Source organism: Streptomyces sp. NPDC045021, from assembly GCF_056432645.1.
On record NZ_JBWKIQ010000001.1, the window covers coordinates 414,505 to 438,549 of the forward strand.

The 24,045-nt window shown below is 71.4% G+C and carries 24 protein-coding genes; 10 read left to right on the forward strand and 14 right to left on the reverse strand.

The features are described from left to right. Window positions 1–38: 38 nt before the first annotated feature. The 4 genes from AC07DC_RS01900 to AC07DC_RS01915 all read right to left on the reverse strand — a co-directional run bounded on the left by AC07DC_RS01900 (window position 39) and on the right by AC07DC_RS01915 (window position 3,534). Entirely contained in the window at window positions 39–881 is an 843-nt protein-coding gene (locus AC07DC_RS01900) for an amidohydrolase family protein (RefSeq protein WP_478910901.1), read from the reverse strand. A 5-nt stretch (window positions 882–886) separates the two neighbouring features. Next, window positions 887–1,198 (reverse strand): L-rhamnose mutarotase, encoded by a 312-nt coding sequence (locus AC07DC_RS01905; RefSeq protein WP_478910903.1) that lies wholly within the window; start codon window positions 1,196–1,198, stop codon window positions 887–889. A gap of 135 nt (window positions 1,199–1,333) precedes the next feature. Next, window positions 1,334–2,671 carry an L-fuconate dehydratase gene (locus AC07DC_RS01910; protein WP_478910905.1) on the reverse strand — a complete coding sequence of 446 codons (1,338 nt, stop codon included), beginning with the start codon at window positions 2,669–2,671 and terminating at the stop codon, window positions 1,334–1,336. An 11-nt stretch (window positions 2,672–2,682) separates the two neighbouring features. Then, window positions 2,683–3,534 carry a fumarylacetoacetate hydrolase family protein gene (locus AC07DC_RS01915; RefSeq protein WP_478910907.1) on the reverse strand — a complete coding sequence of 284 codons (852 nt, stop codon included), beginning with the start codon at window positions 3,532–3,534 and terminating at the stop codon, window positions 2,683–2,685. A gap of 365 nt (window positions 3,535–3,899) precedes the next feature. On the opposite strand from AC07DC_RS01915, the gene AC07DC_RS01920 reads away from it, so the two are divergent. Next, the gene (locus AC07DC_RS01920) at window positions 3,900–4,307 is read left to right on the forward strand and encodes a hypothetical protein (RefSeq protein WP_478910909.1); all 408 of its coding nucleotides are present in this window, start codon (window positions 3,900–3,902) and stop codon (window positions 4,305–4,307) included. 96 nt (window positions 4,308–4,403) lie between these two features. On the opposite strand, the gene AC07DC_RS01925 is transcribed toward AC07DC_RS01920, so the two are convergent. Beyond that, window positions 4,404–4,604, reverse strand: a complete 201-nt coding sequence (locus AC07DC_RS01925) for a hypothetical protein (protein WP_478910911.1) — start codon at window positions 4,602–4,604, stop codon at window positions 4,404–4,406. Between the two features lie 617 nt (window positions 4,605–5,221). After that, window positions 5,222–5,815, reverse strand: coding sequence for a hypothetical protein (locus AC07DC_RS01930; protein WP_478910913.1), 594 nt, complete (start codon window positions 5,813–5,815; stop codon window positions 5,222–5,224). A 227-nt stretch (window positions 5,816–6,042) separates the two neighbouring features. On the opposite strand from AC07DC_RS01930, the gene AC07DC_RS01935 reads away from it, so the two are divergent. After that, on the forward strand, window positions 6,043–6,642 hold the full coding sequence (locus AC07DC_RS01935) for a GNAT family N-acetyltransferase (RefSeq protein ID WP_478910915.1): 600 nt from the start codon (window positions 6,043–6,045) through the stop codon (window positions 6,640–6,642). A gap of 25 nt (window positions 6,643–6,667) precedes the next feature. Here AC07DC_RS01935 and AC07DC_RS01940 read toward each other — a convergent pair whose 3' ends face one another. Further along, complete coding sequence (locus AC07DC_RS01940) at window positions 6,668–7,405, reverse strand: YoaK family protein (protein ID WP_478910917.1); 738 nt, start codon at window positions 7,403–7,405, stop codon at window positions 6,668–6,670. 129 nt (window positions 7,406–7,534) lie between these two features. Here AC07DC_RS01940 and AC07DC_RS01945 point away from each other — a divergent pair, with 129 nt between their 5' ends. The 4 genes from AC07DC_RS01945 to AC07DC_RS01960 all read left to right on the forward strand — a co-directional run bounded on the left by AC07DC_RS01945 (window position 7,535) and on the right by AC07DC_RS01960 (window position 11,002). Then, window positions 7,535–8,494 carry a DUF1152 domain-containing protein gene (locus AC07DC_RS01945; RefSeq protein ID WP_478910919.1) on the forward strand — a complete coding sequence of 320 codons (960 nt, stop codon included), beginning with the start codon at window positions 7,535–7,537 and terminating at the stop codon, window positions 8,492–8,494. Between the two features lie 180 nt (window positions 8,495–8,674). Beyond that, window positions 8,675–9,238 carry a DoxX family protein gene (locus tag AC07DC_RS01950; RefSeq protein ID WP_478910921.1) on the forward strand — a complete coding sequence of 188 codons (564 nt, stop codon included), beginning with the start codon at window positions 8,675–8,677 and terminating at the stop codon, window positions 9,236–9,238. Window positions 9,239–9,351: 113 nt separating this feature from the next. Next, window positions 9,352–9,852: a levansucrase gene (locus AC07DC_RS01955; protein WP_478910923.1), complete on the forward strand. Its 501-nt coding sequence runs from the start codon at window positions 9,352–9,354 to the stop codon at window positions 9,850–9,852. A 307-nt stretch (window positions 9,853–10,159) separates the two neighbouring features. Continuing rightward, window positions 10,160–11,002: an MIP/aquaporin family protein gene (locus AC07DC_RS01960; protein ID WP_478910925.1), complete on the forward strand. Its 843-nt coding sequence runs from the start codon at window positions 10,160–10,162 to the stop codon at window positions 11,000–11,002. A 28-nt stretch (window positions 11,003–11,030) separates the two neighbouring features. On the opposite strand, the gene AC07DC_RS01965 is transcribed toward AC07DC_RS01960, so the two are convergent. Next, window positions 11,031–11,435: a nuclear transport factor 2 family protein gene (locus AC07DC_RS01965; protein WP_478910927.1), complete on the reverse strand. Its 405-nt coding sequence runs from the start codon at window positions 11,433–11,435 to the stop codon at window positions 11,031–11,033. Between the two features lie 179 nt (window positions 11,436–11,614). Here AC07DC_RS01965 and AC07DC_RS01970 point away from each other — a divergent pair, with 179 nt between their 5' ends. Further along, window positions 11,615–11,968, forward strand: a complete 354-nt coding sequence (locus AC07DC_RS01970; RefSeq protein ID WP_478910929.1) for a VOC family protein — start codon at window positions 11,615–11,617, stop codon at window positions 11,966–11,968. Window positions 11,969–11,993: 25 nt separating this feature from the next. Here the strand turns inward: AC07DC_RS01970 and AC07DC_RS01975 are convergent, their stop codons facing one another. The 5 genes from AC07DC_RS01975 to AC07DC_RS01995 form a co-directional block, all read right to left on the reverse strand. Beyond that, window positions 11,994–13,220 (reverse strand): FUSC family protein, encoded by a 1,227-nt coding sequence (locus AC07DC_RS01975; RefSeq protein WP_478910931.1) that lies wholly within the window; start codon window positions 13,218–13,220, stop codon window positions 11,994–11,996. Window positions 13,221–13,428: 208 nt separating this feature from the next. Further along, window positions 13,429–13,686 (reverse strand): hypothetical protein, encoded by a 258-nt coding sequence (locus AC07DC_RS01980; protein ID WP_478910933.1) that lies wholly within the window; start codon window positions 13,684–13,686, stop codon window positions 13,429–13,431. A 107-nt stretch (window positions 13,687–13,793) separates the two neighbouring features. Then, window positions 13,794–14,315: a GNAT family N-acetyltransferase gene (locus tag AC07DC_RS01985; RefSeq protein WP_478910934.1), complete on the reverse strand. Its 522-nt coding sequence runs from the start codon at window positions 14,313–14,315 to the stop codon at window positions 13,794–13,796. Between the two features lie 108 nt (window positions 14,316–14,423). Continuing rightward, window positions 14,424–15,245: a putative protein N(5)-glutamine methyltransferase gene (locus AC07DC_RS01990; RefSeq protein WP_478910936.1), complete on the reverse strand. Its 822-nt coding sequence runs from the start codon at window positions 15,243–15,245 to the stop codon at window positions 14,424–14,426. Window positions 15,246–15,528: 283 nt separating this feature from the next. Next, a complete protein-coding gene (locus AC07DC_RS01995; protein WP_478910937.1) occupies window positions 15,529–17,013 on the reverse strand; it encodes an MFS transporter in 1,485 nt (494 codons plus the stop codon). Between the two features lie 79 nt (window positions 17,014–17,092). Here AC07DC_RS01995 and AC07DC_RS02000 point away from each other — a divergent pair, with 79 nt between their 5' ends. Beyond that, complete coding sequence (locus AC07DC_RS02000; protein WP_478910939.1) at window positions 17,093–17,728, forward strand: TetR/AcrR family transcriptional regulator; 636 nt, start codon at window positions 17,093–17,095, stop codon at window positions 17,726–17,728. A gap of 28 nt (window positions 17,729–17,756) precedes the next feature. Here AC07DC_RS02000 and AC07DC_RS02005 read toward each other — a convergent pair whose 3' ends face one another. Continuing rightward, a complete protein-coding gene (locus AC07DC_RS02005) occupies window positions 17,757–18,458 on the reverse strand; it encodes a phosphatase PAP2 family protein (protein WP_478910941.1) in 702 nt (233 codons plus the stop codon). 282 nt (window positions 18,459–18,740) lie between these two features. Here AC07DC_RS02005 and AC07DC_RS02010 point away from each other — a divergent pair, with 282 nt between their 5' ends. Together AC07DC_RS02010 and AC07DC_RS02015 are read left to right on the forward strand one after the other, a co-directional pair. After that, window positions 18,741–19,091, forward strand: a complete 351-nt coding sequence (locus tag AC07DC_RS02010) for a hypothetical protein (RefSeq protein ID WP_478910943.1) — start codon at window positions 18,741–18,743, stop codon at window positions 19,089–19,091. Window positions 19,092–19,114: 23 nt separating this feature from the next. Beyond that, window positions 19,115–23,965 (forward strand): HEAT repeat domain-containing protein, encoded by a 4,851-nt coding sequence (locus AC07DC_RS02015; protein WP_478910945.1) that lies wholly within the window; start codon window positions 19,115–19,117, stop codon window positions 23,963–23,965. Window positions 23,966–24,045 lie beyond the last annotated feature (80 nt).

The following is a 24,045-nucleotide window of genomic DNA, read 5'->3' on the forward strand; positions in this document are numbered from 1 at the left end:
ATTTGGACGCTCCGACCGCCGGTCCCGGTCCGCTCCCGTCACAGGCCGTAGACGCGGGTGGCCGTGCCGGCGAAGACCGCCTCGCGCCCGGCCGGGCCGAGCGAGCCGGTCAGTTCGCGTGCGGTGTCGACGACCTGGGTGTACGAACCCGCCAGACGGCACACCGGCCAGTCCGACCCGAACATCAGCCGGTCCGGTCCGAACGTGTCGAGCACCGTGTCCGCGTACGGCGCGAGGCCCGCGGTCGTCCAAGTGTCCCAGTCCGCCTCGGTGATCATCCCGGAGAGCTTGCAGACGGTGTTGGGGAGCGACGCCAGCTGCCGAACGGCGTCGGCCCAGGGCCGGAGTTCACCGCTCGCGATCGGCGGTTTGCCGAGGTGGTCGAGGACGAAGGTGAGCTCGGGCCGCAGCGCGGCGGCCGTGTACGCGGCGGGCAGCTGATGCGGGAGGATCACCAGCTCGTAGACGAGTTCCGCCGAAGCGACGGCCGCCAGCCCGCGCAGAACGTCCTGGCGCAGCAGCCACCGCGGATCCGGCTCGCCCTGCACCTGGTGCCGGATACCGACGAGCCGATCGCCCCCCGGCAGTTCACGCAGGGCGCCGAGGGTGTCGGCGATGCCGGGGTGGGTCAGATCGGCCCAGCCAACCACCCCCGCGACCAGGTCGCTGCCGTTCGCGAGAGCCAGCAGTTCCGGGGTCTCCTCCGGGACCGTGACCGTCTGGACCACGACGGTCGCTTCGACTCCGGCGGCACGTGCCTCGGGTTCCAGATCCGCCAGGGCGAAGTTGCGGCGCAGCGGGGCGAGGGCTTCGCCCGTGATCCAGTCCTGGTCGCGGACCGCCAGGTCCCACAGGTGGTGATGGGAATCGACGATGCGCATACTCGTCACAGCTCCCACACCACGGGCAGCGTCGCGTCGGACCCGCCGGCGGAATAGTCGTGCGCGACCTCCACCAGCTCACCCATCCTGGCCTGCCAGGCGACGTTGACCGGGAGCTTGCCCAGTTCGGCGATCATCGCCGGGTAGTCCTCGACTTCCAGGACGTGGAACAGGTCGGTGCCGCTGCGCCAGATCGTCCATGAGGTGGCGCCGGCCGCGCGGATCGCGGTGACCAGTTCCTCCGGCACCTGCCGGTGCGCGGCCTCGTACTCCTCGATCCGGTCCCCGCGGACCTTCGTGTGCAGCGCGACTCTCATGGCAGGTCTCCCTCCGTGCCGGTTCCCGGCTGTTCTCCAGCATCGACCACTTCACGGGCGGGGCGGTGCACCGCGACGGCCCGGCCCGGACACATCATGTCGTGCGGACAGACAGTGCCGGGCCAAAGAGGTCACTCATGCCGCGGTCCCCCGGGTGACGAGGTCGGCGGCCCAGAAAGCGCCATGGGGATAGGTGTACTCCGCGATCGACGCGGCGCGCATCTCCGCGGAGAAACCGGGTGCCGTGGGTGCGGCGTACTGCCCGCGCCGCATGACGACCGGGGTCTCGAAGTGCCCGTGCAGATGGTCGACGTACTCGATGACCCGGTCCTCGGTGGTTCCGGACAGCGCGACGTAGTCGAACATCGACAGGTGCTGCACCAGCTCGCAGAGTCCCACTCCGCCGGCGTGCGGGCAGACCGGGATCCCGAACTTCGCCGCGAGCAGGAGAATCGCGAGGTTCTCGTTGACGCCACCGACCCGGGTCGCGTCGATCTGGAGGATGTCGATCGCCTCCGCCTGCAGCAGCTGCTTGAAGACGATGCGGTTCTGGACGTGCTCGCCGGTGGCGACCTTGACCGGTGCCACGGCGCTGCGCACCGCCGCATGGCCGAGGATGTCGTCGGGGCTGGTCGGCTCCTCGACCCAGTACGGTTCGAACTCGGCCAGGGCCTTGGTCCACTCGATGGCCTCGCCCACGTTCCACCGCTGGTTGGCGTCGATGGCGATACGGAACTCAGGACCGACGGCGGCGCGGGCGGCACGCAGCCGCCGGATGTCGTCGCCGAGGTCGGCGCCCACCTTCAGCTTGATCTGGGTGAAGCCGTCGGCGACGGCCTGCCGCGCGAGCCGTGTCAGCTTCTCGTCGGAGTAGCCGAGCCAACCCGGCGAGGTGGTGTATCCGGGGTAGCCGCGTCGCAGCAGGTCCGCCTCGCGTGCGTCCCGGTCCGGCGCGCCCCGGCGCAGCAGGCCGAGCGCCTCCTCACGGGTGAGGACGTCGGCGATGTAGCGGAAGTCGACCTGGGAGACCAGCCATTCGGGGTCGGCGTCGGCGAGCAGCTTCCACAGCGGCTTCCCGGCACGCTTCGCGGCGAGGTCCCACACTGCGTTGACGACGGCGCCGATCGCCATATGCATGACGCCCTTCTCCGGGCCGAGCCAGCGCAGTTGGCTGTCCCCGATCAGGTCGCGATTCAGCGAACCGGGGTCGGCGCACAGCGCGTCGAGAGGCCGGCCGACGAGGTGTCCCCGTAGCGCGGCGATCGCGGCGACCTGTACGTCGTTGCCGCGTCCGATCGTGAAGGTGAACCCGTGACCCTCCAGCCCGTCGCCGGCGTCCGTGCGCAGGATCACGTACGCGGCGGAGTAGTCGGGATCCGGGTTCATCGCGTCCGAGCCGTCCAGCTCGCGCGAGGTCGGGAACCGGATGTCGTACGTGTCGACCGCGGTGATCCGGGGGGCGGTTGGCGTCACGAAGGTGCCTCTCACGCTCGGGCGAACGTCTGGCGCTGGGCGCCGAGACCGTCGATGGCGAGTTCCACGGTGTCGCCGGGGCGCAGGTACGGGGTCCCCGGCAGTCCGAGGGCGACCCCCGCCGGAGTGCCGGTGTTGATGACGTCACCGGGTTCCAGGACCATGTACTGACTCAGGTACCAGACGAGGTACGCCACGTCGAAGATCATGTCCCCGGTCTCGCTGTTCTGCCGCTGCGTGCCGTTGACCGACAGCCGCAGTCCGAGCTTCTGCGGGTCGCCGGCCTCGTCCGGGGTCACCAGCCAGGGGCCGAGCGGATTGAACGTCTCGCAGGACTTGCCGAGGTCCCACTGCGGGGAGAACTCCAGCTGGAACTCACGTTCCGAGACATCGTTGCTCACCGCGTACCCGGCGACGGCGTCGAGGGCGTGGAGCGGTGATTCCAGGTAGCGGGCCCGGCTGCCGATGACGACCGCGAGCTCGACCTCCCAATCGGTCTTCGACGATCCGCGCGGGATCAGCACCTCGTCGTACGGGCCGACCACCGTGCCCGGATCCTTCATGAACACCACCGGTCGCGGCGGGATCGCGGCACCGGTCTCCTCCGCGTGGCCGCGGTAGTTGAGGCCGACGCAGACGACCTTGCCGGGCCGCGCGACGGGAGCTCCGATCCGCAGCCCGGTGGCGTCCACGACGGGCAGGGAGCCCGCGGCGAGCGCGGCCCGGACCCTGTCGGGCCCACCGGAGGCGAGGAAGGCCCCGTCGATGTCGGGCGTGAGCGCCGACAGGTCCAGTACCGCACCTTCGTCGGTGAGGACGCCGGGCCGCTCATGGCCGGCGGTGCCGAAGCGCAGCAGTTTCACGGAGCTGTTCCCTCTGATCGGCTGGGGGTGTGGCGAGCCCGAGCCCATCGAAATACATCCGATGTCTCGACTTCAGAACGGACTCTACGTCGCCCTTGAACCCAAGGCAAGTGCCCAATATTGCTTGATCAACGCCATCTTGGACATGAGGAAGCCTGACCGCCCCTGCTATGGCTCAGCCCGCCAGATGGAGACATCCTATGTCTCTGGAGTGAGGATCAGGCTGCGGCTTCGGCCCCTACGAGTTCCGGCAGCAGGGCCAGGAGCTGCGTCGCGTGGCCGGGGCCCGGCGATTCATCCCGCGCGCCCCGCCGCGCCGGTGGGTGGACGGCTATCGGGACCCCTCTTCGGGGTAGCCCTTGGGTATGGCATCGGACGAGTCTGACCCGTTCCCGGACATCTGCGACTTCTGCGGCCAACGCATCGGCGCGCAGGGCCGTCTCGACCTGGTGCCGGACTCCTCGGCGGTGCACGCCCACGATCCGGGCAAGGACGGCAAGCGGCTGATCATCGTCTGCTCGCCCGAGCACCTGGTCGCGCTGCAGGACGAGTACCGACGGCGCCCGTTCGTGCCGGAGGAACTCTGGGCGGCAAAGATCAGCCGCGCGCTGCAGGGCCGCCCGCAGGACCTCATGGGTCCTGACACCCTGTCGGCGGCCACGGGTCTGAGTGTGGAGGAGATCGACCGGGCGGTGATCTGGAAGATGGAACGCATCCGGCGCTGGTACGAGCAGCACGGCGACGGCGCGGAAGGTGATCCGGAACCCCGGTGAACGGATCTCGGGCGAACGGGTCCCGGGTGAAGGTCTCGCGGGTGAAAGGCCTCTGGGTAGAGGGCTCCCAAGCGAACGCTTCCCGACGGCCTGAAATCAGGCGTTCGGGTGCGACCCGTCACCCAACGGGCGCCGCACGGCGGGCTGTTCCGGAGGAAGGCTCTCCTCCTCCACCGCCGCTCTCGCCGCTTCCGCGGCCGCGCGTTCGGCGGGTGTCATCGCCCGTTGCGCCCGCCCCTCGTCCGGATCGGTGTCGGGGTGCGGTCCGATGCCCAGCGGGCGGCGATGAACAGTCATTCGTGCAGTCTCCTCCCCCGGCGCCCCGAACGCGCGATGGGGCCCCGAAGCCACGTTCTGGCTCCGGGGCCCGCACGGGTTTCAGCATCGTCCACACGGCGGTTCCCGCGCCGGCACGCAGTGGTACTGCCCTGGACGGCCCTTGCGGGACCACCCGGCCCGGCAGCCAATCCCGCGGCCCTTCCGCACTCAGGGCGCTGAAGCCGGGAGCACCGGTGCTCGTCCGCAACACGTTCCCCGGCCGCTGCGACCGCGATCTGCGGGTGCGGTTCTTCCCCGGGACGGCGCGCGTCATCGACACGTACCCGACCGTCGAGCAGACCTGCGACGCCTTCGCCGCCGCCGGGTTCACGCGGGTGGCGCTGCGTTCGGTACCGCAGGACGACGCGCAGCGAGCCTGGCGGACTTCGCGGGGACGATCCGCCGCGACGCCGACTCGAAGCTCCGGGCCCTCCCGGACGCCGAGTTCACCGAGGGCATGGCCCGGCTCCGTGCGGCCGGCGCGGCCGAACCGGCGGAACCGGCGGAACCCGCCACCAGCTGGATGGACCTGCTCGTGCTGGTCTGAGGCCGGAGCGGATCGGTCCTCCGGTGACGCCCGGCCTCAGTCCTGAGCCTCAGTCCTGAGCCTGAGACCGGCCGGAAGCGAAGGCGGCGTCGAGCCAGCGGCTCACGGCGAGCGCGGCAGCCGGGTCGGCCTGGACGATCCGGGTGACCACCGACTCGTGCTCGCCGCCGGCGCCGTTCCGTACCCCGGTACGGGCCAGCGTGCTCAGCAAGGTGTTCCTGGCATCGGCGTCGTCGGCATCCGCTTTGTCGGCGTCCGTGTCGGCGGCGCCGGTGTTGTCGGTCCGCTTGGCCGCTTTCCGGTTGGCCTGTGCGGTCAGCTCGCCCTGGACGAAGGGATCGGAGTCCGGATCGTAGGGGCCGGCGTGCGTGGTGAGCAGATCGACGATGCGCTCCCACTCCTCGACCGCCGCGCCGACGGGACCGCCGTCGCCGTCCTCGTCGCCCCCGGCGTCCTCACCGTGGTCTTCCTCGGACCGGGCCTTCTCCAGCGCTTCCTCGGCCTCGTGATGGGACATGCCCCGCGCGGTCCCGCGGATCGAGGAGCGGACGGCCTGCGCCTCGTCGACGGCATCGACGGGATCGGCGGGCTCCGTGCCGGGGCTGCCCGGCGTGTGGGGGCGCTGGTGCTGATCGGCGGTCATCGGTCGGCCTCGCATTCGTGGACTCAGGCGTACGGTGTCCCGCCCAGCGATCGTGCGGCGGCCGCTGCGGCGGCGCCGTTCGAAACCGGAGTCTACGGAATCGGAGACGGCCCGAGACCGCCGGCCTGCGGCGGTCCCGGAAATCGCCCTGGGCGATGGCTGGTTGCCGACAAGCGGCGGATAGGATCTGGCCCGGCCGCCAGAAGCCGACCCATGGGAGTGCGCGCGTGACCGGTACAACCGTCAGACAAGCCGTCCCCGCCGAGGAGGAGACCGTCGCCCGGCTCCTGGCGACCGTCTTCGACGAACTGCCGCTGCACAGCTGGCTGGTCCCGGTACGCGAACGGCACCCGGAGATCTTTCCGAACTTCTTCCGCATCCTCGTCGGACACGCGCTGCGCCACGGAACGGTCCATGTGACCGACGATCTGCTGGCCGCCGCGGTATGGCTGCCGGAGCCCTCCCCCGCCATCGAGGGCTACGACGATCTGCTGGCGGCCGCGTGCCAGGAGCACGTCGGGCGGTTCCACGAGCTCGACGAGGCCATGGAGCGGGCCCACCCCACCGATCGCGGCGACTACGAGCACCTCGCCTTCCTGGTCGTCCACCCCGACCTGCAGGGCAGCGGCATCGGCTCGCGGCTGCTCCGGTTGCACCACGAGACGCTCGACCGGGACGGCCGCCCGGCCTACCTGGAGGCGACCAGCCCCGCCAGCCGCAAGCTCTACCTGCGGCACGGCTACACCGACCTCGGCGAGCCGCTGGCCCTGCCCTTCGACCCCGAGGCGATGTACCCGCTGTGGCGGCCGGCCCCCGGCACGGTGTGACCCTTCCGTACGGTCAGTCGTAACGTCAGCTGCTTGCCGCGATCCAGGACCGCGTCGAGCGGACGTGGAAGGACACCACCGCGGCCGTCCCTGCCAGCGTGAGACCGGCGACGAGCAACGGCAGCGCCGGCGCCGTGTGGCCGATGAGCAGCCCGCCGACGAGGGCTCCCAGGAACATCGAGATGGCCGACAGGGCGCGGGTGCCGGCCCTGCCGGCGGTGCCTCCCGCGAGCCGCCCGTCGGCTGCGATGCCGGTGATGGTCTGCGTCAGGACCGTGGTGGTGAGATCGGGGACGGCCAGCCGGCGGGCGGTGGCGTTCTGCCCGCCCATGGCCAGGCCGAGCAGGACGATCAGCACGTAGCGCATGGCCGACGAAGGCCGATCGGCGGTCAGTTCGCTGCTCAGGTACGCCGCGAGGACGAGGGTGCACTCGATGACGGTCGCGGCGAGCAGCAACCGAGCGCGGTGGTGCGGGAAACGGTTGGCGACACGCCCGGCGGCCAGCGCCCCCACGACGAAGGAGACCAGCGACACCAGCGAAGCGGTCAGGGAGAAACCCTCGGCGCCGGCCAGCGAAAAGCCCATGAAGACGACGTTGCCCGTCATGTTCGCCACGAAGACATGCCCCAGCACCAGATAGCTGAAGGCGTCGACGAGCCCGGTGACGACGGTCAGCGCGAGAAGCAGCGGCGGCAACGGCCCGTGGCGGCTGTCGAGGTCGGGGACCAGGGTGTTCCAGGCATCGCGCAGAACAGTGGTCACGGCGGTTCCCTTCCGATGATGCGGGACGGCGTCCGGGCGGCGTGGGCTCCGTCCACCACGCCCAGGGATACACCACCACGGCCACGGCAGAGCGCCGCCCTGCTTCGCGCGCTGGTACGGTCCCCTCCCATGTCCTCTTTCGCCGTGCCGCCCCTCTTCGCGCGCCTCGCCCCGGCCGGCCGGGTGCTCATCGCCGGCGCGGGCGGCGGCTTCGACGTCTACGCCGGCCTGCCGCTGGCGCTGGCGCTCAGGGCCCAGGGCAAGGACGTCCACCTGGCGAACTTCTCGTTCAGCGATCTTTACGGGCTCGACTCCGAGGTATGGCTCGCGCCGGACGTCGCAGAGATCGGGCCTGACACCGTGTCGGCCGCGGAGTACTTTCCCGAACGGACACTGGCGCGCTGGCTGCGTCGGCGCGGTATGCCCGAGACCGTCTTCGCCTTCCCGTCGATCGGGGTGCAGCCGCTGCGGGCGGCGTACGAGGCGCTGGTAGAGCACCTCGCCGTGGACGCGATCGTGCTGGTCGACGGCGGCACGGACATCCTCATGCGCGGTGACGAGTCCGGTCTCGGCACGCCGGAGGAGGACATGGCGAGCCTCGCGGCCGTGCACGGACTGGCGGTACCGAACCGGCTCGTCGTGTGCCTGGGCTTCGGCATTGACGCGTACCACGGGGTGAACCACTCCCAGGTGTTGGAGAACATCGCGGCACTCGACCGTGACGCCGCCTACCTCGGAGCACTGTCCGTCCCCCGGGACACCTCCGAGGGCGCCCTCTACCTGGACGCGGTGGCCCATGCCCAGGCGGAGACCGCCGTGCATCCGAGCATCGTCAACGGCTCGATCGCCGCGGCGGTACGAGGGGAGTTCGGCGATGTGCGGTTCACCGATCGCACTCGGCATTCGGAGCTCTTCATCAACCCCCTCATGTCCCTGTACTTCTCCTTCGATCTGGACGGCGTCGCCGGCCGTTCCCTCTACCTCGACCGCATCGAGGACACCCATCTCGTACGGCAGATCAGCAGCCGAATAGCGGAGTTCCGCGACGACCTGCCCCGCCAACGGCCGCCACGTACGTTCCCGCACTGAGCCGCCGGGGCACGCCGTTCCGCCGTGCCGGCACCGCGTTTCCGTCAACACGCTGTTCGGCCATTCGGCTGCAAGGCGTCCGGCGACACAGTGCCAACGCGCTGGATTTAAGTGCGGCTTCAACCATTCTTCCTACTCTTCCCGCATCGGTACCTCCCTCTCTGCCGTAGGAGACCCCTCATGCGTTTCTCCGGTTCAAGGACTTCGGCCGCCCTCGTGCAGGACCAGGTGCTGTCGCTGTTCCGCATCGTTGTCGGACTGCTCTTCGCGTGCCACGGCGCCGCTTCGCTCTTCGGCGTCCTCGGCGGCGCCTTCGGCGGCGGGACCGTCGCGGCCGGTACCTGGCCCGGCTGGTACGCGGCGCTGATCCAGCTCGTCGGCGGCGGGCTGGTGATGCTCGGCCTCGGCACCCGCTACGCCGCGCTGATCTGCTCCGGTTCGATGGCCTACGCGTACTTCACCGAGCACCAGCAGAACGCCCTGTGGCCGATCCAGAACGGTGGCGAACCGGCGGCGATGTACGCCTGGACGTTCCTGCTGATCGTGGTCGCCGGGCCGGGCCGCTGGTCACTCGACGCGCTGCTGGAGCGGCGCACCGCGAAGGGCATCGCGACGGAGACCTCGACGGTCGGCGCGGCTGTCGCACCGGCCACCGTGGCGTTCTCCGCCGGCCGCCACGACGGGGACGACACCGGTTCCCTGACTCCCGCGCGATCCGAGGTCCCCGCCTCGTCCTCGGTGTAACGGGCGGAGCACGCCCGGTCGGACGGGACGGACGGACCCGGTTCGGGTCCGTCCGTCACTCCGTCCGCCCCGGGATCTTCACGGGGGCGGTGGATGCGGGGACAATCGCGTCCATGAGTGAAGAGTCGCCACGAAACTACCTGGCCGCGGTGGAAAGCCGGCTGACGGCCGACGGTTGCGCCCCGCAGTGGCAGGACTGGTCGGGTATCCGCGTGCTGGTCGGCCGGCGGGCCGACTTCAGGCTGCGCTGGATGGCCACCAACCTGCATCTGTTCACGATCGCCGCGGCCGTCCCCGAGATAACCCCCGCGACGATCGACACCTTCACCACGCAGACCCTGAGTTTCGCCAAGAAGAACAAGGGCGGCCTGCCCGTGGGGATGCAGACCGGGGTCGCTGTCTTCCCCGTCCTGGTCAGCGAGCGTGTCGACCCGGCCGCGATGGCGTGGGCGGAGGAGAAGCAGCGCAACCAGTTCGCCTGCTTCGCACGCCCCGTCGTGGTCGACACCGCGCGGCACTACGTCGGACTCTTCCGCGGAAAGCCCGCTCTGGGATGGATCTACTCCTCCCACCTCGTCGAGAAGGGCGACCGCTACTTCAACCACCCGGCCTGACGCTCCCCTGTGCAGTTGGGCTGCCGTGCCGTCAGCGCTCCGGCCCAGGGCGGCCGGGCGCGCCTCCATGACCTCGGCCCTTGGCCGGCGCGCGGGCGGTAGGACCCGCCGCGTCACCCGTTCGGCAGCGCCACGGGCTTCTCACGGTGCCGCAGGACCGGCATGCCTGTCGAATGGGTCAGACGTGGGTCGGATGCGGTCCGCCATCACGTCGCCACGCCGGCACACGGCCACACCTCCACACGGCGCACCGCCGTACCGGCACCGCGACGAGGGGCGGACCCACACGCCGGGAAGGGCTGGACCGATGACCGATACGACAGATGTTCCCAAGGCGGGGGGCCGGTTGGCCTCGCACCAACTGCTGGGCGAACTGCTCGCGGAGTTCACCGGCACCCTGGTGCTCATCCTGTTCGGGGTGGGAGTGGTCGCCCAGGTCGTGGCCGCCGGCCTGGGCGACCACGACAGCATCGCGTGGGCGTGGGGGTTCGGCGTCACGTTCGGTGTGTACGTCGCCGCACGGCTGTCGGGCGCGCATCTGAACCCGGCCGTGACGGTCGCGCTGGCCATGTTCCGCGGCTTCCCCTGGCCAAGAGTGGCCCCGTACGCACTGGCGCAGACGGCGGGAGCCTTCGTCGCCGCTCTGCTGGTGCGCTGGAACTCCTCCGAGGTCCTCGCCAAGGCCGACCCGGGTCACACCATCAAGACCCAGGGGGTGTTCTCCACCCTGCCCGGCAACGGGGTCTTCCCCATCAGCGAATGGGGTGCGCTCCGCGACCAGATCATCGGCACGGCCGTCCTGCTGCTCGTGATCATGGCGTTGACCGACGTACTCAACACAGCGCCCAAGGCGAACCTGGGCCCTCTGCTGATCGGGTTCCTCGTGGTCGCGATCGGCATGGCCATCGGTACCGCCGCCGGGTACGCGATCAACCCGGCCCGCGACTTGGGTCCGCGGCTGGCGAGCTACCTCACCGGCTACAGCGGCGCGTGGCGCGACCAGTACGGCGAGCTGTACTTCTGGGTGCCGATCGTCGGCCCGCTCATCGGCGGCCCGATCGGCGCAGCCGTCTACCACTACGTCATCAGGCCGTTTCTGCCGGAGCACGCCGAACAACCTCCGGGCAGCATCCTGCAGGAGGACGAGTGACGGGCTCCCCCTCCCCCGGCACGGAGCCCTACTTGGCGCTCAACGGCGTTCGCCGCACGATGACCTTGCGGTACGCGATGCGCCAGCCCTGGGCGCCGAGCGAGACCGTGTCCTCGTAGGTCACGCTCCCGCAGGTGCCGTCCACGGCGATGCCGATGCCCTTGGACCGGGCGTGGACGTGGTCGGCGGCGACCTCGGTGAGAAGGACGTTCGTGACGTGATGGGCGACCGGATTCAGATCGCCCATCGCGAGCGCCGCGCCCCGGATCGCCGCCAGCCCCTCGATCGATCCGTGGCCGAGATCGGTCAGGTCGTAGGTGACGTCGGCGGTGAACACCTCGTGCAGCCGGTCCAGTTCGCCGTCGTCGATCAGATGACCGTGCAGCGAGATCAGCTCCATGATCGCCGTACGGTCCTCGGAGGTGAGTGCCATCGATGTCCTCTCGTAGCAGCGTGCGGCGACGCCTCGGCATCCCCGAACCCGCCCTCACCCTATGACTGCCCACCGGCCGCCTTCGACTCCTCTGCGGCAGCGCCGACGGTCTGGCGTGTGCCGCCGCGTCGCGTCATCCGGTCCCGGCCCGCATACGCCTCCGCGTCTACGCTCGGCGCATGGCACTGGAATGGGAACAGGTTGTGGTGGACGCGGCGGATCCGGTCGCGTTGGGACGCTGGTGGGCCGAAGCCCTGGGCTGGGTCGTGGTCAACGACTCCGCCGACGAGTACGAGATCCGGCCCGCGCCGGACCGGCTGCCAGGACTGCTCTTCACGCCGGTGGACGATCCACGGGTCGTCAAGAACCGGCTGCATCCGGACTTCCGTCCGACCGATCAGCAGGCCGAGGTGGACCGGCTGCTGGCCCATGGGGCGCGCCGCGCGGATGTGGGGCAGGGCGAGGAGCCGTGGGTCGTGCTGGCGGATCCGGAAGGCAACGAGTTCTGCGTGCTCGGCGCCCGCGCCGGCTGACACCCGGCGGACGCGTGCCCGTGCGTCACGGATCGGCCCGGGAGACGTTCGGGGCCGATCCGAGCAGCCGGCGCTTGAAGGCGTCGACGCGCGGGAAGCGCTCGCGCTGCTCACGGGAGTAGCGGTCGAGTTCCTCCACCAGCCGGACCGAGCGCTTCTCCACGTCCAGCTCGTCCAGGATCCGGTCGATCTCCGCCAGCAGCGCCCCGTGCAGCTGCCATTGGCGCGGGTGCTCACGCACCTTGTCCAGCAGCAGGTGGGCCACCGTTTCGCGGTGCAGGCCGCTCTGCTCCAGCGCCCGGCTCAGCTCCTCCTCCGCCTCTTCGGCGTTCGCGGTGACCTGCGTGGTGATCAGGATGGCGAAACTCTCGATGGCGACGGCCACATGGCGCAGCAACTCGTCGAGCGCGGCCGCAACATCGGACGGGAACAGCGGCTCGTCGAGGCGCTCCTTCGCGAGATCCGTGAGCGTTCGCGTCAGCACCCGCAGCACCACGGCGCAGATCTCGAGCGTGTCCAGGCCCGTCCGCAGGACGACCCGGGACAGCAGTCCCTCCCGCACCCGGGGGTTCCACCGCAGGCTCTCCTCCGCCTGCCGTAGCGAGGCGTCCACCTCGACGATGTCGTGGTCGAGGCGGCGGGCCTCGTGCAGCCGGGCGGCGGCGCGTTCGACGGGGGTGTGCCCGGACAGCTCAGCGCCGATGTCGCGGAAGAGCCGGCCCATGCGGCGGGACAGTCCCTCGATGGACTCCCCCGCGGACTGCACCCAGACGGGTGGCGCGAACAGCAGGTTGAACAGCAGGCCCACACCGGCGCCGATCAGGGTCTCCAGGACCCGGTCCCACGCGGTGTCCGCCACCCGGCTCACGCCGAGGACGAGCATGGCGCTGATCGCGACCTCGGGAACGAATTCATCCACGCGCACGAATCGTCCGATGACCAGTGACGTGAGAATCGTCAGGCCCAGGCTCCACCAGTTCAGCCCGACCAGGGAGCTGAAGGCGCTCGCGATGAGGACGCCGGCCACCACCGCGTTGACGCGGCGGATCCCCGTCGTGAGCGTGGCGTACAAGGTGACCTGGACGACGAGGAGCGCGGTCAGCGGCGCCGTCAGGGGGGCCGGTTCGGGGCTGAGCCACACCGCGGCCTGATAGGCGATGACCGCCGCCGCGGTGGAGCGCAGGGTCTGGGCGACGACGGGTTCGTTGGACTTCTGGACGAGTTTGACGACGGGATCAGGTACTCCGGGCATCTCCCACCCCTTCCCGATCATGGACGGCTCAGGCATCGGGCCTGAGCCGGAGACCGGTACGGAGCTCGGGGCGGACCGGCGTGGGTGTGAAGGTACCCGCGCCGGTCCGGATCGCGACGCATCCTCCTGCTGTCGCCGACAGCGTTACCCGGTCGCCGACCGGGAGAAACAGCAGGATCCGGCGAGGCGCCCGAACTGCCGGGTGCGCTCAGCTGACCAGCTCGTGGCCGGCCTTCACCGCGTCCTTGCCCGCCTTCACGGTGTCCTTGACGGCGCCCACCTTCTGGTCCAGCTTGTTGCCGACGACGCTCTGCGCCGCCTCCTTGGCCTTCTGGCCGGTGGTCGCGGCGGTCTGCGCCGTGCCACTCAGGGTTCCTCCGAAGTCAAGAGCCTGGGCACAGGGGGCGGCGGCGGCAAGCAGCGCGGAACTTGCGGCGGCGGCGGTGAGGAATCGACGAACGTTCATGATCGATGTAACGCGCGGGACGGCCAGAGGGCACGCAAACCGTGAACAACCCACCCTCCGGGACGTACGCAACAGGACGGCGGGCGGACGGTGTCCTGGGGGCGCCGTCAGGGGCGCGCAGTGGTCGTCTCCGGCATCCCGGTCCACTCGATCGTGTAGTACTTCAACCGCTCGTCCTCCGCGACGAGCCGCATTCCGACCGCGGCCATGACCCGCTGGGACGCGATGTTCTCCCGCGCGGTGTCACCGTGCACCCGCGAGATGCCGCAAGCGCGCGCGAACACCAGCAGCGCCCGCAGCGCCTCACCCGCGTACCCCTGGCCCCGGGCGGCGGGGACCAGTCCGTAGCCGATGGTGACGCCGCCGTTCTCGTCCGCGGGGCCGTGGAAGCCCAGGCCGCCTATGACCAGGTCGTCCTCGCGGCGGCGCAGCTCGTACGCGCCGAACGGCTGGGGATCCCCGCTCCGCTCGCAGGTGTTCAGGAAGCGCCGGGCCCCGGCGACATCACCCTCGTCGGGATAGCCGGGCGCCCACCGTGCGCCCTCATTTGGCTCGCCCGCCACCACCTGCCGCGCCTCGATGACACTCATCGGGTGGAGCACGAGCCGCGCCGTCACAAGATCGTCCATGGCATCGGACTATCACGCGCGATGGCGTGGGCACACCCGGATTTCCGCGGCGTACGGGTACGGCGGACAGCCGCCCCCGCACGCCGCGATGTCGGGCCCGGCGCGAGGTCAGGGCCGACGCGCGCTGTCCGCACCCGCGGGTCGGGTTCCGATGACAACGGTGGCGTTCAACTCCTCCGAGCCGGTCACCCGCGGGATCAGTCCGTCGCGGGCGACGATGTCGACGGCCTCCGGCACCTGCCGCTCACTGGTCTCGAAGAGCAGATGACCGCCCGGGGCCAGCCACCGGGCCGCTTCGGCGGTCACCCGCCGCAGGACGTCCAACCCGTCCGTACCGCCGTCGAGGGCCACCCGGGCCTCGTGGACGCGGGCTTCCGCGGGGAGCAGTTCGATCTCGTCGGTCGGCACGTAGGGCACGTTCGCGAGCAGGACTCCGACGCGGCCCCGCAACGTACCGGGTAGTGCCTCGTAGAGGTCGCCCTCGTACACCTCGCCGCCGACGGCGTCGATGTTGCGCCGGGCGCAGCGCACCGCGGCGGGGTCGATGTCGGCGGCGTACAACTCCACCGGGCCCCGGCCGGAGCCCGGTTCCCGGTTCCGGCCGGCCACCAGCGCGGCGCCCAGCGCGCCCGAGCCGCAGCACAGGTCGACGACGACGGAGCCCGGTCGGAGAAGGGCCGCCGCCTGATCGACGAGGAACTCGGTACGGCGGCGGGGCACGAAGACCCCGGGGTCGACGATGTACCGCCGGCCGTGGAACTCCGCCCAGCCGAGGACGTGTTCGAGGGGCAGTCCGACGACGCGCCGGTCCACCATGGCGGCGAGTTCGGTGGGAGTTCGCGCGGTGGAGATGAGCAACTCCGCCTCGTCCTCGGCGAACACACAGCCGGCGGCGCGAAGCCTGGTGACGATGGCGGAGAGCGGGAGCACGGGTGATGATGCCGACACGATGAGCCTTTCGGAACGCCTGTGGGCGCTCCCGCGGTCACCTATGCCTGACGGTGAACCGCACGGCCGTGAGGGGGGAGCACCCGACCTGATACAGCGGTAATGGGTCCCACCTCCTCGGTTGTTCACTGGTAACGACGGCAACACTGTACCTGACCCTGTACCCGCTGGTCCGGCCTATGGCGCCGGCGCTGGAGGACGGCTCCGGACGACGCGACGGCACCGCCCGGGACGCATCCGGGGCGGGGCCGTCGCGCGTGGTGGTTCAGGCCGCGATGACGACCTCCAGCGCGGCGGGCCTGCGGGCGGGCAGTCGGGAGGCGATCAGGAGCGCCAGCGCCATGACTCCGGCCGCGGCGAGGAAGACGATGTCCATCGAGGTGACGAAGGCGTGCACCGCCATCTCGTGCTGCCGGCCGGTCAGCGTGCCGATGGTGCTGGTGCTTCCGCCGGGCATCTTCGCGGCGAAGACCCGGGTGAGCAGGGTGCCGAAGAGCGCGGCGCCGAGGGCGCTGCCGAGGGTCTGGAAGAACCGGATCCCGGTGGTGGCCACGCCGAGTTGCTCTCGCGGTGCCGAGTCCTGGATCAGCTGCAGGAGCTGGCCGACGAGCTGGCCGAACGCGACCCCCAGGAGCAGGAGTTCGCCGCGGACGACCCACAGACTGGTGCCGGCACCGGTGGTGGCCAGCAGCAGCATCGCCACGACGGCGCAGGCCGTACCGCTGATGACGAAGGTCTTGTGCGACCAACCGGCCACCGCGAGCCGGCCGGAGGCGATGCCGACCACGGTCATGCCGACGGCCATCGGCAGCAGGAAGAGTCCGGCGGAGGTGGCGGGCAGACCGCGGACGACCTGGAGGTAGATCATGATGTAGACGATGGAGCCCATCAGGGCCATCCCGACGAGGCCCTGTACGGCGAACCCGATCCGCAGGTTCGGGTGCTTGAACATCGTGAGCGGCAGGACGGGCTCGGCGGCGGTGGCCTGCCGCCAGAGGAAGAGGCCGAGGGCGGCGACGGATCCGCAGATCAGGCCGAGGACGAGCGGCGAGGTCCAGGCGTACTGCTTGCCGCCCCATTCGGTGACGAGCAGCAGGGACGTGGAGAAGGCGGCCGCCAGTCCCGCGCCGAGGAAGTCGATGCGGTGGCGCCGGGTCCGGTGCGGGAGCTTCAGCGTGCGGGCGGCGAAGAAGAGCACCGCGAGGCCGACGGGCAGGTTGACGTAGAAGATCCAGCGCCAGTCGGCGTGATCGGCGAGCAGACCGCCGACGAGTGGGCCCAGCGCCATGCCGGCGCCGGCGACGATGCCGCCGAAGCTGCCGCTGTTTCCCGCGCCCGCCTTCTCCTTCGGGCCCTTGAGGTGGGCCATCACCACCATGGTGACGCTCATCAGTCCGCCGCCCCCGATGCCCTGCAGCGCGCGGAAGGCGATCAGCTGTCCCATCGACTGGGCCGCGCCGCAGAGCGCGGAACCGGCCAGGAAGACGGTGACCGCCCCGAGGAAGACCCGCTTGGCGCCGAGGACGTCGCAGAGCTTTCCGTAGAGCGGCAGCGCCGCGGTGGCGGCCAGCGCGAAGGCGCTGATCAGCCAGGGAATCAGGTCGACGCCATGGGCCGGATCGAGGTCCCGGACGATCGGGACGGTCGCCGCCGACACGATGTTCTGGTCGAGGACGGCGAGCACGATCGTGGCGAGACAGAGGAAGAAGCCGGTCCTGCGCTGGCGTTCGGTCATCAGCGATGTCGTCATGGGGATCACCATGACGCCAAAATGTGTACCGAGTCAAGACTTAATCTCGGAACATTTTTGTTCCTGGTACAGTGACGTCATGACTCAGGAGTTGGGACTGCGGGAGCGCAAGAAGCTCCAGACCCGCCGCCGGTTGTGGTCGGTGGCGATCGACCTCTTCAGCGAGCGCGGCTTCGACCAGGTGTCCGTCGCGGAGATCGCCGCGGCCGCCGACGTGTCGAAGATGACGGTCTTCAACTACGTAGCCACCAAAGAGGACTTGGCGCTGGGCCCGATGGAGGAACACATCGGCGACCCGGCGCGCGTCGTCCGCGGGCGCGCCGCCGGCGAGTCCGCGGTCGCCGCGCTGCGCCGCCACTTCATCGAGGCCCTCGCCGTCCGTGACGCGTCCGTCGGCCTCAACAACGACCGGCATGTGCTGCGGGTCCGCCAACTCATCCAGGACACTCCCGCCCTGCTCATCCGCGCCTACTCCTTCTCCGCCCGCAGCGCCGACCTGCTCGCCGCCGAGTTGGCCGAGGAGACCGGCGACCCCGTGATGGCGCAGGTCGCGGCCGCCCAACTGCTCGGCGCCCGCAACGCCCTGATCGCCGAGAACCACCGCAGGCTGCTCGCTGGAGAGACCCCCGACGCCATGTACGAGGACGCCGTGGCGCGGGCCGAAGCCGCCTTCGATCTCGTCGAGAACGGGCTGCGCGGATACGCCGTCCGCTGACCCGCGACCGGCGCCGGGCACCCCCGGTTCAGCTCGGGGGCCGGCCGCCCTTCGCCGGACGGCGCGCGAAGTACCGGGCCCAGAGGGTCGTACCGAGTCCGATCCAGGCGGCGGCCAACAGCCATCCGCCGAGCACGTCACTGGGCCAGTGCATGCCGAGGTAGACCCGGGTGCCGCCCACGGCCACGGCCCAGCACAGCACTGCGGCGCAGCTCAGCCGCGCGACCGCGGGGCGCCCGCGGACGAGCGCCGCCCAGGCCAGCAGGCCGGCGGCCATCGCCGAGGTGGTCGCGTGCCCGGACGGGAAGGCGAAGCCGGACGCATGGCCGGCCCAGTCGACGACGGGCGGCCGGGCACGGCCGATCGCCTCCATCAGGCCGTAGCGGACGGCCTGCCCGGCGGCGAGGAAGACCGCGGCGCCGACCGCCGCGTACGCCCGCTGCCGGGGCCCGCGCCCCACGATCAGCCCGGCGGCCACCGCCATCGCGTACGGGCCGACCCCCGTACCGCTCGCGGTGACCCAGCGGGCCACGGTGAGCGCGAGGTGCGGGCGGTGGGCCACCGACCAGGCGTGCGCGGCACGGTCACCGGGGAGCGGATCTCCGTGGCGGATGCCGACGAGCACCGCCAGCACGACGAGCAATCCCGCGCCGAGCGCGGCGACGACCAGGGAGACCGGGAATCGGGTGCGCGGCGGCGCATCACGGGGGTCGACCCGGTTCTCGACCATGCCGGCCAGTCTCCTTGCACGCCGAGCGCCCCGCATCGCCCGTTCCCGGGCGGCCCGCGGCGGATCCGTCTGTCTACAACACCGTAGACGAAGGGAAGGGGCAGACCGTGCTGGTGGCATCGGACGGCGACGCCACCACGGCCGGCGCCCACGGAAGACGTTCCGGATCCCCGCGGAGGGCGGCGAAGCCCACCGGCGCGATACGCGGACGATGTGCCCCGTCCGGGCGCTTCATCCGTACCGGCCTGGTGGGAAATGCCCGGTAGCGGGTAGTCGACGCTCATGAGCAATTTCGTCGTCTCCCTGCCGGGCACCCTGAAAGCGCAGCTCACCCCCGAGATCAGGGGGAAGATCCTGGCCGCGCTCCAGGGCACCGATCCCCGGGAAGTCGCGGAGGGCGAGTCCGCGGAGCTCGACCCACTGAGCCTCGACCCGGACACCTCCACGTTCACCCTCCGATTGGAAGTGGAGGCCGAGAACAGCGCCACAGCACGTGCGGAGGCGTTCACGCTCGCCGAAAGCGCGCTGCGCGGTGCCGGCCTGGACGAGCGCTCCGCACCCCTGGGCAATCCGGTGATCACAGCGATCGATGTGGAGCCCAAATCCCCCGGGAAACCCGATGGAGGACTCTGAATCACCGCGGCTAACATCCGGTGATGACGACCCCGCCAGACGAAGACTTCCGTGACTTCCGCGATGCGCTCGGCCGGGCCGACGTCGGCCGGCTGGCGGGCCGGTTGGACGCGCAGAGCTGTTCGCCGGACATCTTCGGACGTCTCGTCCGGCACGAAAGCCCCCAGGTCCGGTATCTGGGCCTCACCCTGCTGTCCGAGCGGATCGCCTCGGACAGCACACCCGACGACGGCGAGTCGGCCCGGTTCGCCGCGCTGCTGCCCGGATCGGTGGCCGGATCGCCGGAGGCGGCGCTCGTACTGGCCGGGCTCTACGAACGCCTGGGACCCCACCTAGGTGAGCGACCCTGGCCGTCGTGGCGTACGGAGCCGCTGCCGGTGCGGGTGCGGATCGCGTGGCTGCGCGCCGAACTCCTCAACGATCCGGCGGTGATCCGCGACGAGGCGCCGGGAGAGCTGCTGTACCAGGCGGTACGGGGAGCGGCCGTCGCGGACGCACACCGACCCGAGCAGCTCGTGGAGGAGCTGGTGGACAGCGGCGACCCGGTGCTGGCGGCCGCGGCCCTGCGCCTGGCCCGGCAGGGTCTGCACGCCGGCCTGCTCGCCCCGGCGCCGGTCCGCGAGCAGCTGCTGCGGCTGCTCGGTGCCGGGAGCACCGAGGTCACCGCCGACGCGCTGCGGGAGCTCGCGGAGCCGTGGGCGGCGCTCGATCCGTTGCCCGCGAGGCACCTGACCCCGTTTCTCAAGACCGATGCGGTGAACGCCGCGCCGGAGACGGCTGAGGCCGCGCTCACCACCGCGGCCCGGCACGGCCACCGCCACCTGCTGCGACGGGTCGTCGACGATGCTGAGCTGTCGCCGGGCCTGCGGCGGCGCGCCATGGAACTCCTCGGTGACCTGGCGGACCGCGGTGACATCGCCGGGTTGACGGCGAGCGCCGCGCAGGACCCGCCGCTGTTGGCCGGAGCGGCGATGACCTGCCTGCGCGGGCTCCACCGGCGCGGACACTTTCCCGCGGAGGCGGACGTCCCGGCCATCGTCGGCCTGGCGCTGGCCGATCACTCGATTCCGGGCGGTCAGGTCGCGACGATCCTGTTCACCTGCCGTCGGACGATGGGCCACGTCCTGCTGGACCAGGAGACGGACGGCGACGACGCGAACCGGCCACGACGGCTGGACCTCCTGGTCGCGCTCGCCGAGCAGGGGACCGGGACCGAGGGGACCGGGACCGGGGAGACCCGGATCGGGGAGGCCATCGCGCGCCTGCTTCCTTCGGCTCCCGCGCCCGGACCGTTCCTCGACGCGATCCGCAGACTGCGGCACACGGACGCCGAGGACGCGGTGATCGCGCTCCTGCCCTCGGCGCCCGAGGCCGCCCTCGACGCTCTGGAGGCCATCGGCGGGCACCGGACCGTGACGGTGCTACGTGAAGGGCTGGGTCTCGCCCAGCAGGGAAACGCGGGGGCCATAGCGCCTCATCTGCGCGCCGTACGTGACCGCGCCCTCGAACTGTTGTGGCTGCTGACGACCGATCCTGAGCAGCGGCGTGCCCTCCTGGAGCGTCTCGATCCCGCCGATCTGCCCCGGCGCACGGCGGCCGACCTCGGCGGTCCTGACGAGCGGGAGTTGGCGCTCCTGAGCTCCCATCTGGACCCGGACGAGCCGGTCACGTCCCTGTGCAGGCTCGCGGCCCACGGCGGCGCCGGCACGCTGCCGCTCATCGCGGACCTTCTCCTGCGCGTCGTGGCCGATCTCGCGTCCGGGGAGGCGAGCGGCGCGGCGCGGCCCGAACGCGACCGGCCGCCGACCGGCGAGCCCGCGGTGCCCGACGAGGTCCTCGCTGCCCTGTGCGCCCTGGGCGGTCGCCTCCACGAACGCGGCAGGATCCGGCCGTCCTGCCTGCTCGACGCCACGACCGCGCGGGAGGCCGGGCACGCGCTCGTCGCGAGCATGGCGCTCGACCTGCTGGACCGGCCGGAGGTGTCGGACGGCGAGCGGACGATCCTGCTCGAACTGCTCCTGCGGGCGCCCTACGAGCGGACCCGCCGGCGGGTGCACCAGCTGCTGCGGAATCGCGACCCGCAGGTGCGCAAGCACGTGATCGCGCTGCTCGCCCGCGACACGACCGGCGACGACGCCCAGGCGCTGTCGGCGTCCTTGATCGCGCTGATCGCCACCCGGAACGGCCAGGACATCCAGGACATCCGGACCGTACGGCAGGCGCTGCTGGCCCTCGGCCATGCCCGGGCCCGCTGGGCCGCCGCCGCGATCGCCGCGTGTCTCGACCATCCGAACATGAACATCAAGAAGACCGCCGCAGGGGTCCTGTCCCGCGCGGGCACCCCCGCGGCCGTGCCGAAGCTGCTGTTCTGGCTCGGCAACCACGACAATCCGGGGCTGCGCGAGGCACTGGTCGCGGCGCTGCGCGCCATCCTCGGCGAAGCGTACGCGGCGACGGTCCTCGCCGCAGCCGAGCACGCCTCCCGACACGCCGTCGGGCACCGCTCCCCGCACGACTCCGAGGGCGACGGGGAGAGCCGCACCCGCGAACTGCTGCTGGAGGGCCTCGACGGCGAGCTGTCCGCGCGCTCGGTCCTCGCGTTGGAGAACCAGGCCTTCCCGGTCGCACCGACCCTGCTCGCCCTGGTGGCAGCCGGCCGGGTCCACCTCTCGGCCGGGAGGGTCGAGGACCTGGTGGCAGCCCTGACCCGGCACGGAATTGCCGTACCCGCAGGACGCCGACCGGCGACGGACAACCAACCCGACCTCGACGTCAGGTCGTTGACGACTCGGGGCTGGGACCCCTCGGTCGCGGTACGCATCGCTGAACGGCCGGAACCTCCGACCGCCGCACAGTTGACGTCGCTGCGCCCGCTGCTCGCCGACTGGCTCCGGCTGGCAACGGCGGAACCCATCCTCCGAGGCCGGGTGTTGGGGCTCACCCTGCGCCTGTGCCCGGCACCATGGACGGACGACGAGCTGACGATCCTCTCCCGCTCCACCGGAGTCGTGCTCGACGAACTCGCCGACGGACACGCTGATGGACGCGCCGACCGACTCACTGACGGAATCGCCGACGGACGCCGCGGCATGGCGGCCGCCGACCGCGACGACCTCATCGCCGTACTCGAAGCGGTCGCGCCGAAGCTGTCCGCGGTCAGGGCTTCGGCTCTCGTCGAGGCCGTGCGCGCACTGCCACCCGCTCCCGCGGGCGACCGCTCCACGCTGGCGCTGCTCCGCCGGTGCGGTGCGGTGCTGGTCCGCGCCGACCTCGACCGGGCGCTCGCCGCGGCCCGGCTCGGTGCCGACCCCTGGCAGGCCGAATCGGCCGTACTGCGGGAGGCGTTCGCTGTCCCGCACTCCCCCACCGAGGCCGATGCCGAAGCCAATGCCGTAGCCGATGCCAAAGCCGAGACCGGGACTGCGGTCGCGGCGTGGCAGGACGCGCTGGACGCCGCGGTGCGGGCCCCGGACACCCTGGCCCAGACAGCCCTGACAGCCCTGCAGCGCCGAAACGACGACGTACCGAACTCCCGGCAGCGGCTGACCGCGCTGATCGACGCCTATCCCTCCGCCGGCCCCGGCGTGCGCGGTGCGCTTCTCGACTGGATGACGGATCTGCAGCCCCTCGACGTACCGGCCTGGACCATCGCCGAGACTGCCCGCGAGCCCGTACCCGCACCGCGCGCCGTACACATCGACGACCTCGACCAGCCCCGTTCGACCGCACTGCGCGAGCGGCTACTGCGCCTGCTGAAGTCCGCCGACCCGAACCGCAGGGACGCCGCCGCGCTCGCGCTGCTGGCATGGCCCGAGCCCGGGACCCGGCTTCTCGTACTGCGGGCGTTCCTCCGCGGCCGGGTCACGGTGCCGGTGAGCGGCGACATGGCCCGCATGCTGAGCGGCCTCGGCGAGGCCGAACTACGGGATGGGGAGATCCTGCACGACCGGGTGGCCGATGTGGCCGGGCTGCTCGATCACCGGGAGCTGACTTCGCTGGTCCCGCTGCTGCTGGACTGGTGGGAGCACGACCCGCCCGCGTTCCGCCCGACAGCGTGGAATCTGCTCCGCAGGGGGTCAGCCGATGCGCTGGCGGAGCGCCTCGCCGACCGCCTGGACGCCGGCGCCTGGGGATTCCTCGATCTGCTCACCGGCCGTCCGCTGCTGCGCACCCCCGCGCTGGAACGGATCTGCCGGCGGTTGCGCGCCGAGGGCCGCGACGACCTCGCGGACGGGCTCCTGCTCGTCGACGGCCCGCTGCGTGGCCCGGACGCCGGGTCACGGGACGCCGCCGCCCTGGCGGCGCTCCGCGCTCGCGCCGCGGACCCGCCGGAAGGTGCCGCCCCCGAGCCGTCCCGGGACGAGCTGCTGGATCTGGCCCGCACCGGCGCCCCCGAGCAGATCCGCCGGGCGCTCACCCGGCTGGCCGGGTCACGTCCCGGCGCGGGCGCCCGGCGGGGCCCCGGCGACGATGCCGAACTGCTGGAGCTGATCGGTGAGTTGCTGCGCCATCCCAGGCCCAAAGTCCGACTGCACGCCCACCGGACCTCACGGTCGGTGCTGGACCGGCCGACCTATCTGCTGCACACCTCGGTCCTGCTGGACGACCCCGAGCCGAACGTCGTCCGCACCGCGGTCCGAACCCTGAGTCACGCGCGCTGGGAGCCCGCGATCCCCGCCATCACGGGTCTGCTGGAGCATGCGCACCCCGTCGTCCGGAAGGCGGCGGCCGAGGGGCTCGTCGGCATGGGCGCACCGGCGGTCCCCGCTCTGCGACGAGCGGCCGACCACGCCCGCCCCGACAAACGGCCTCACTACACCGACGTCCTCGAACGGATCGTGGCGGTCGGCGCACAGCGGGCGTCCAGGCAGTGAACCTTTCCCGTACGGCGGGGATCCGAGTGCTGGACCGCCGCTCCGCCCTCCCGCCACCTCCGGTAAATTGGTCTACACCA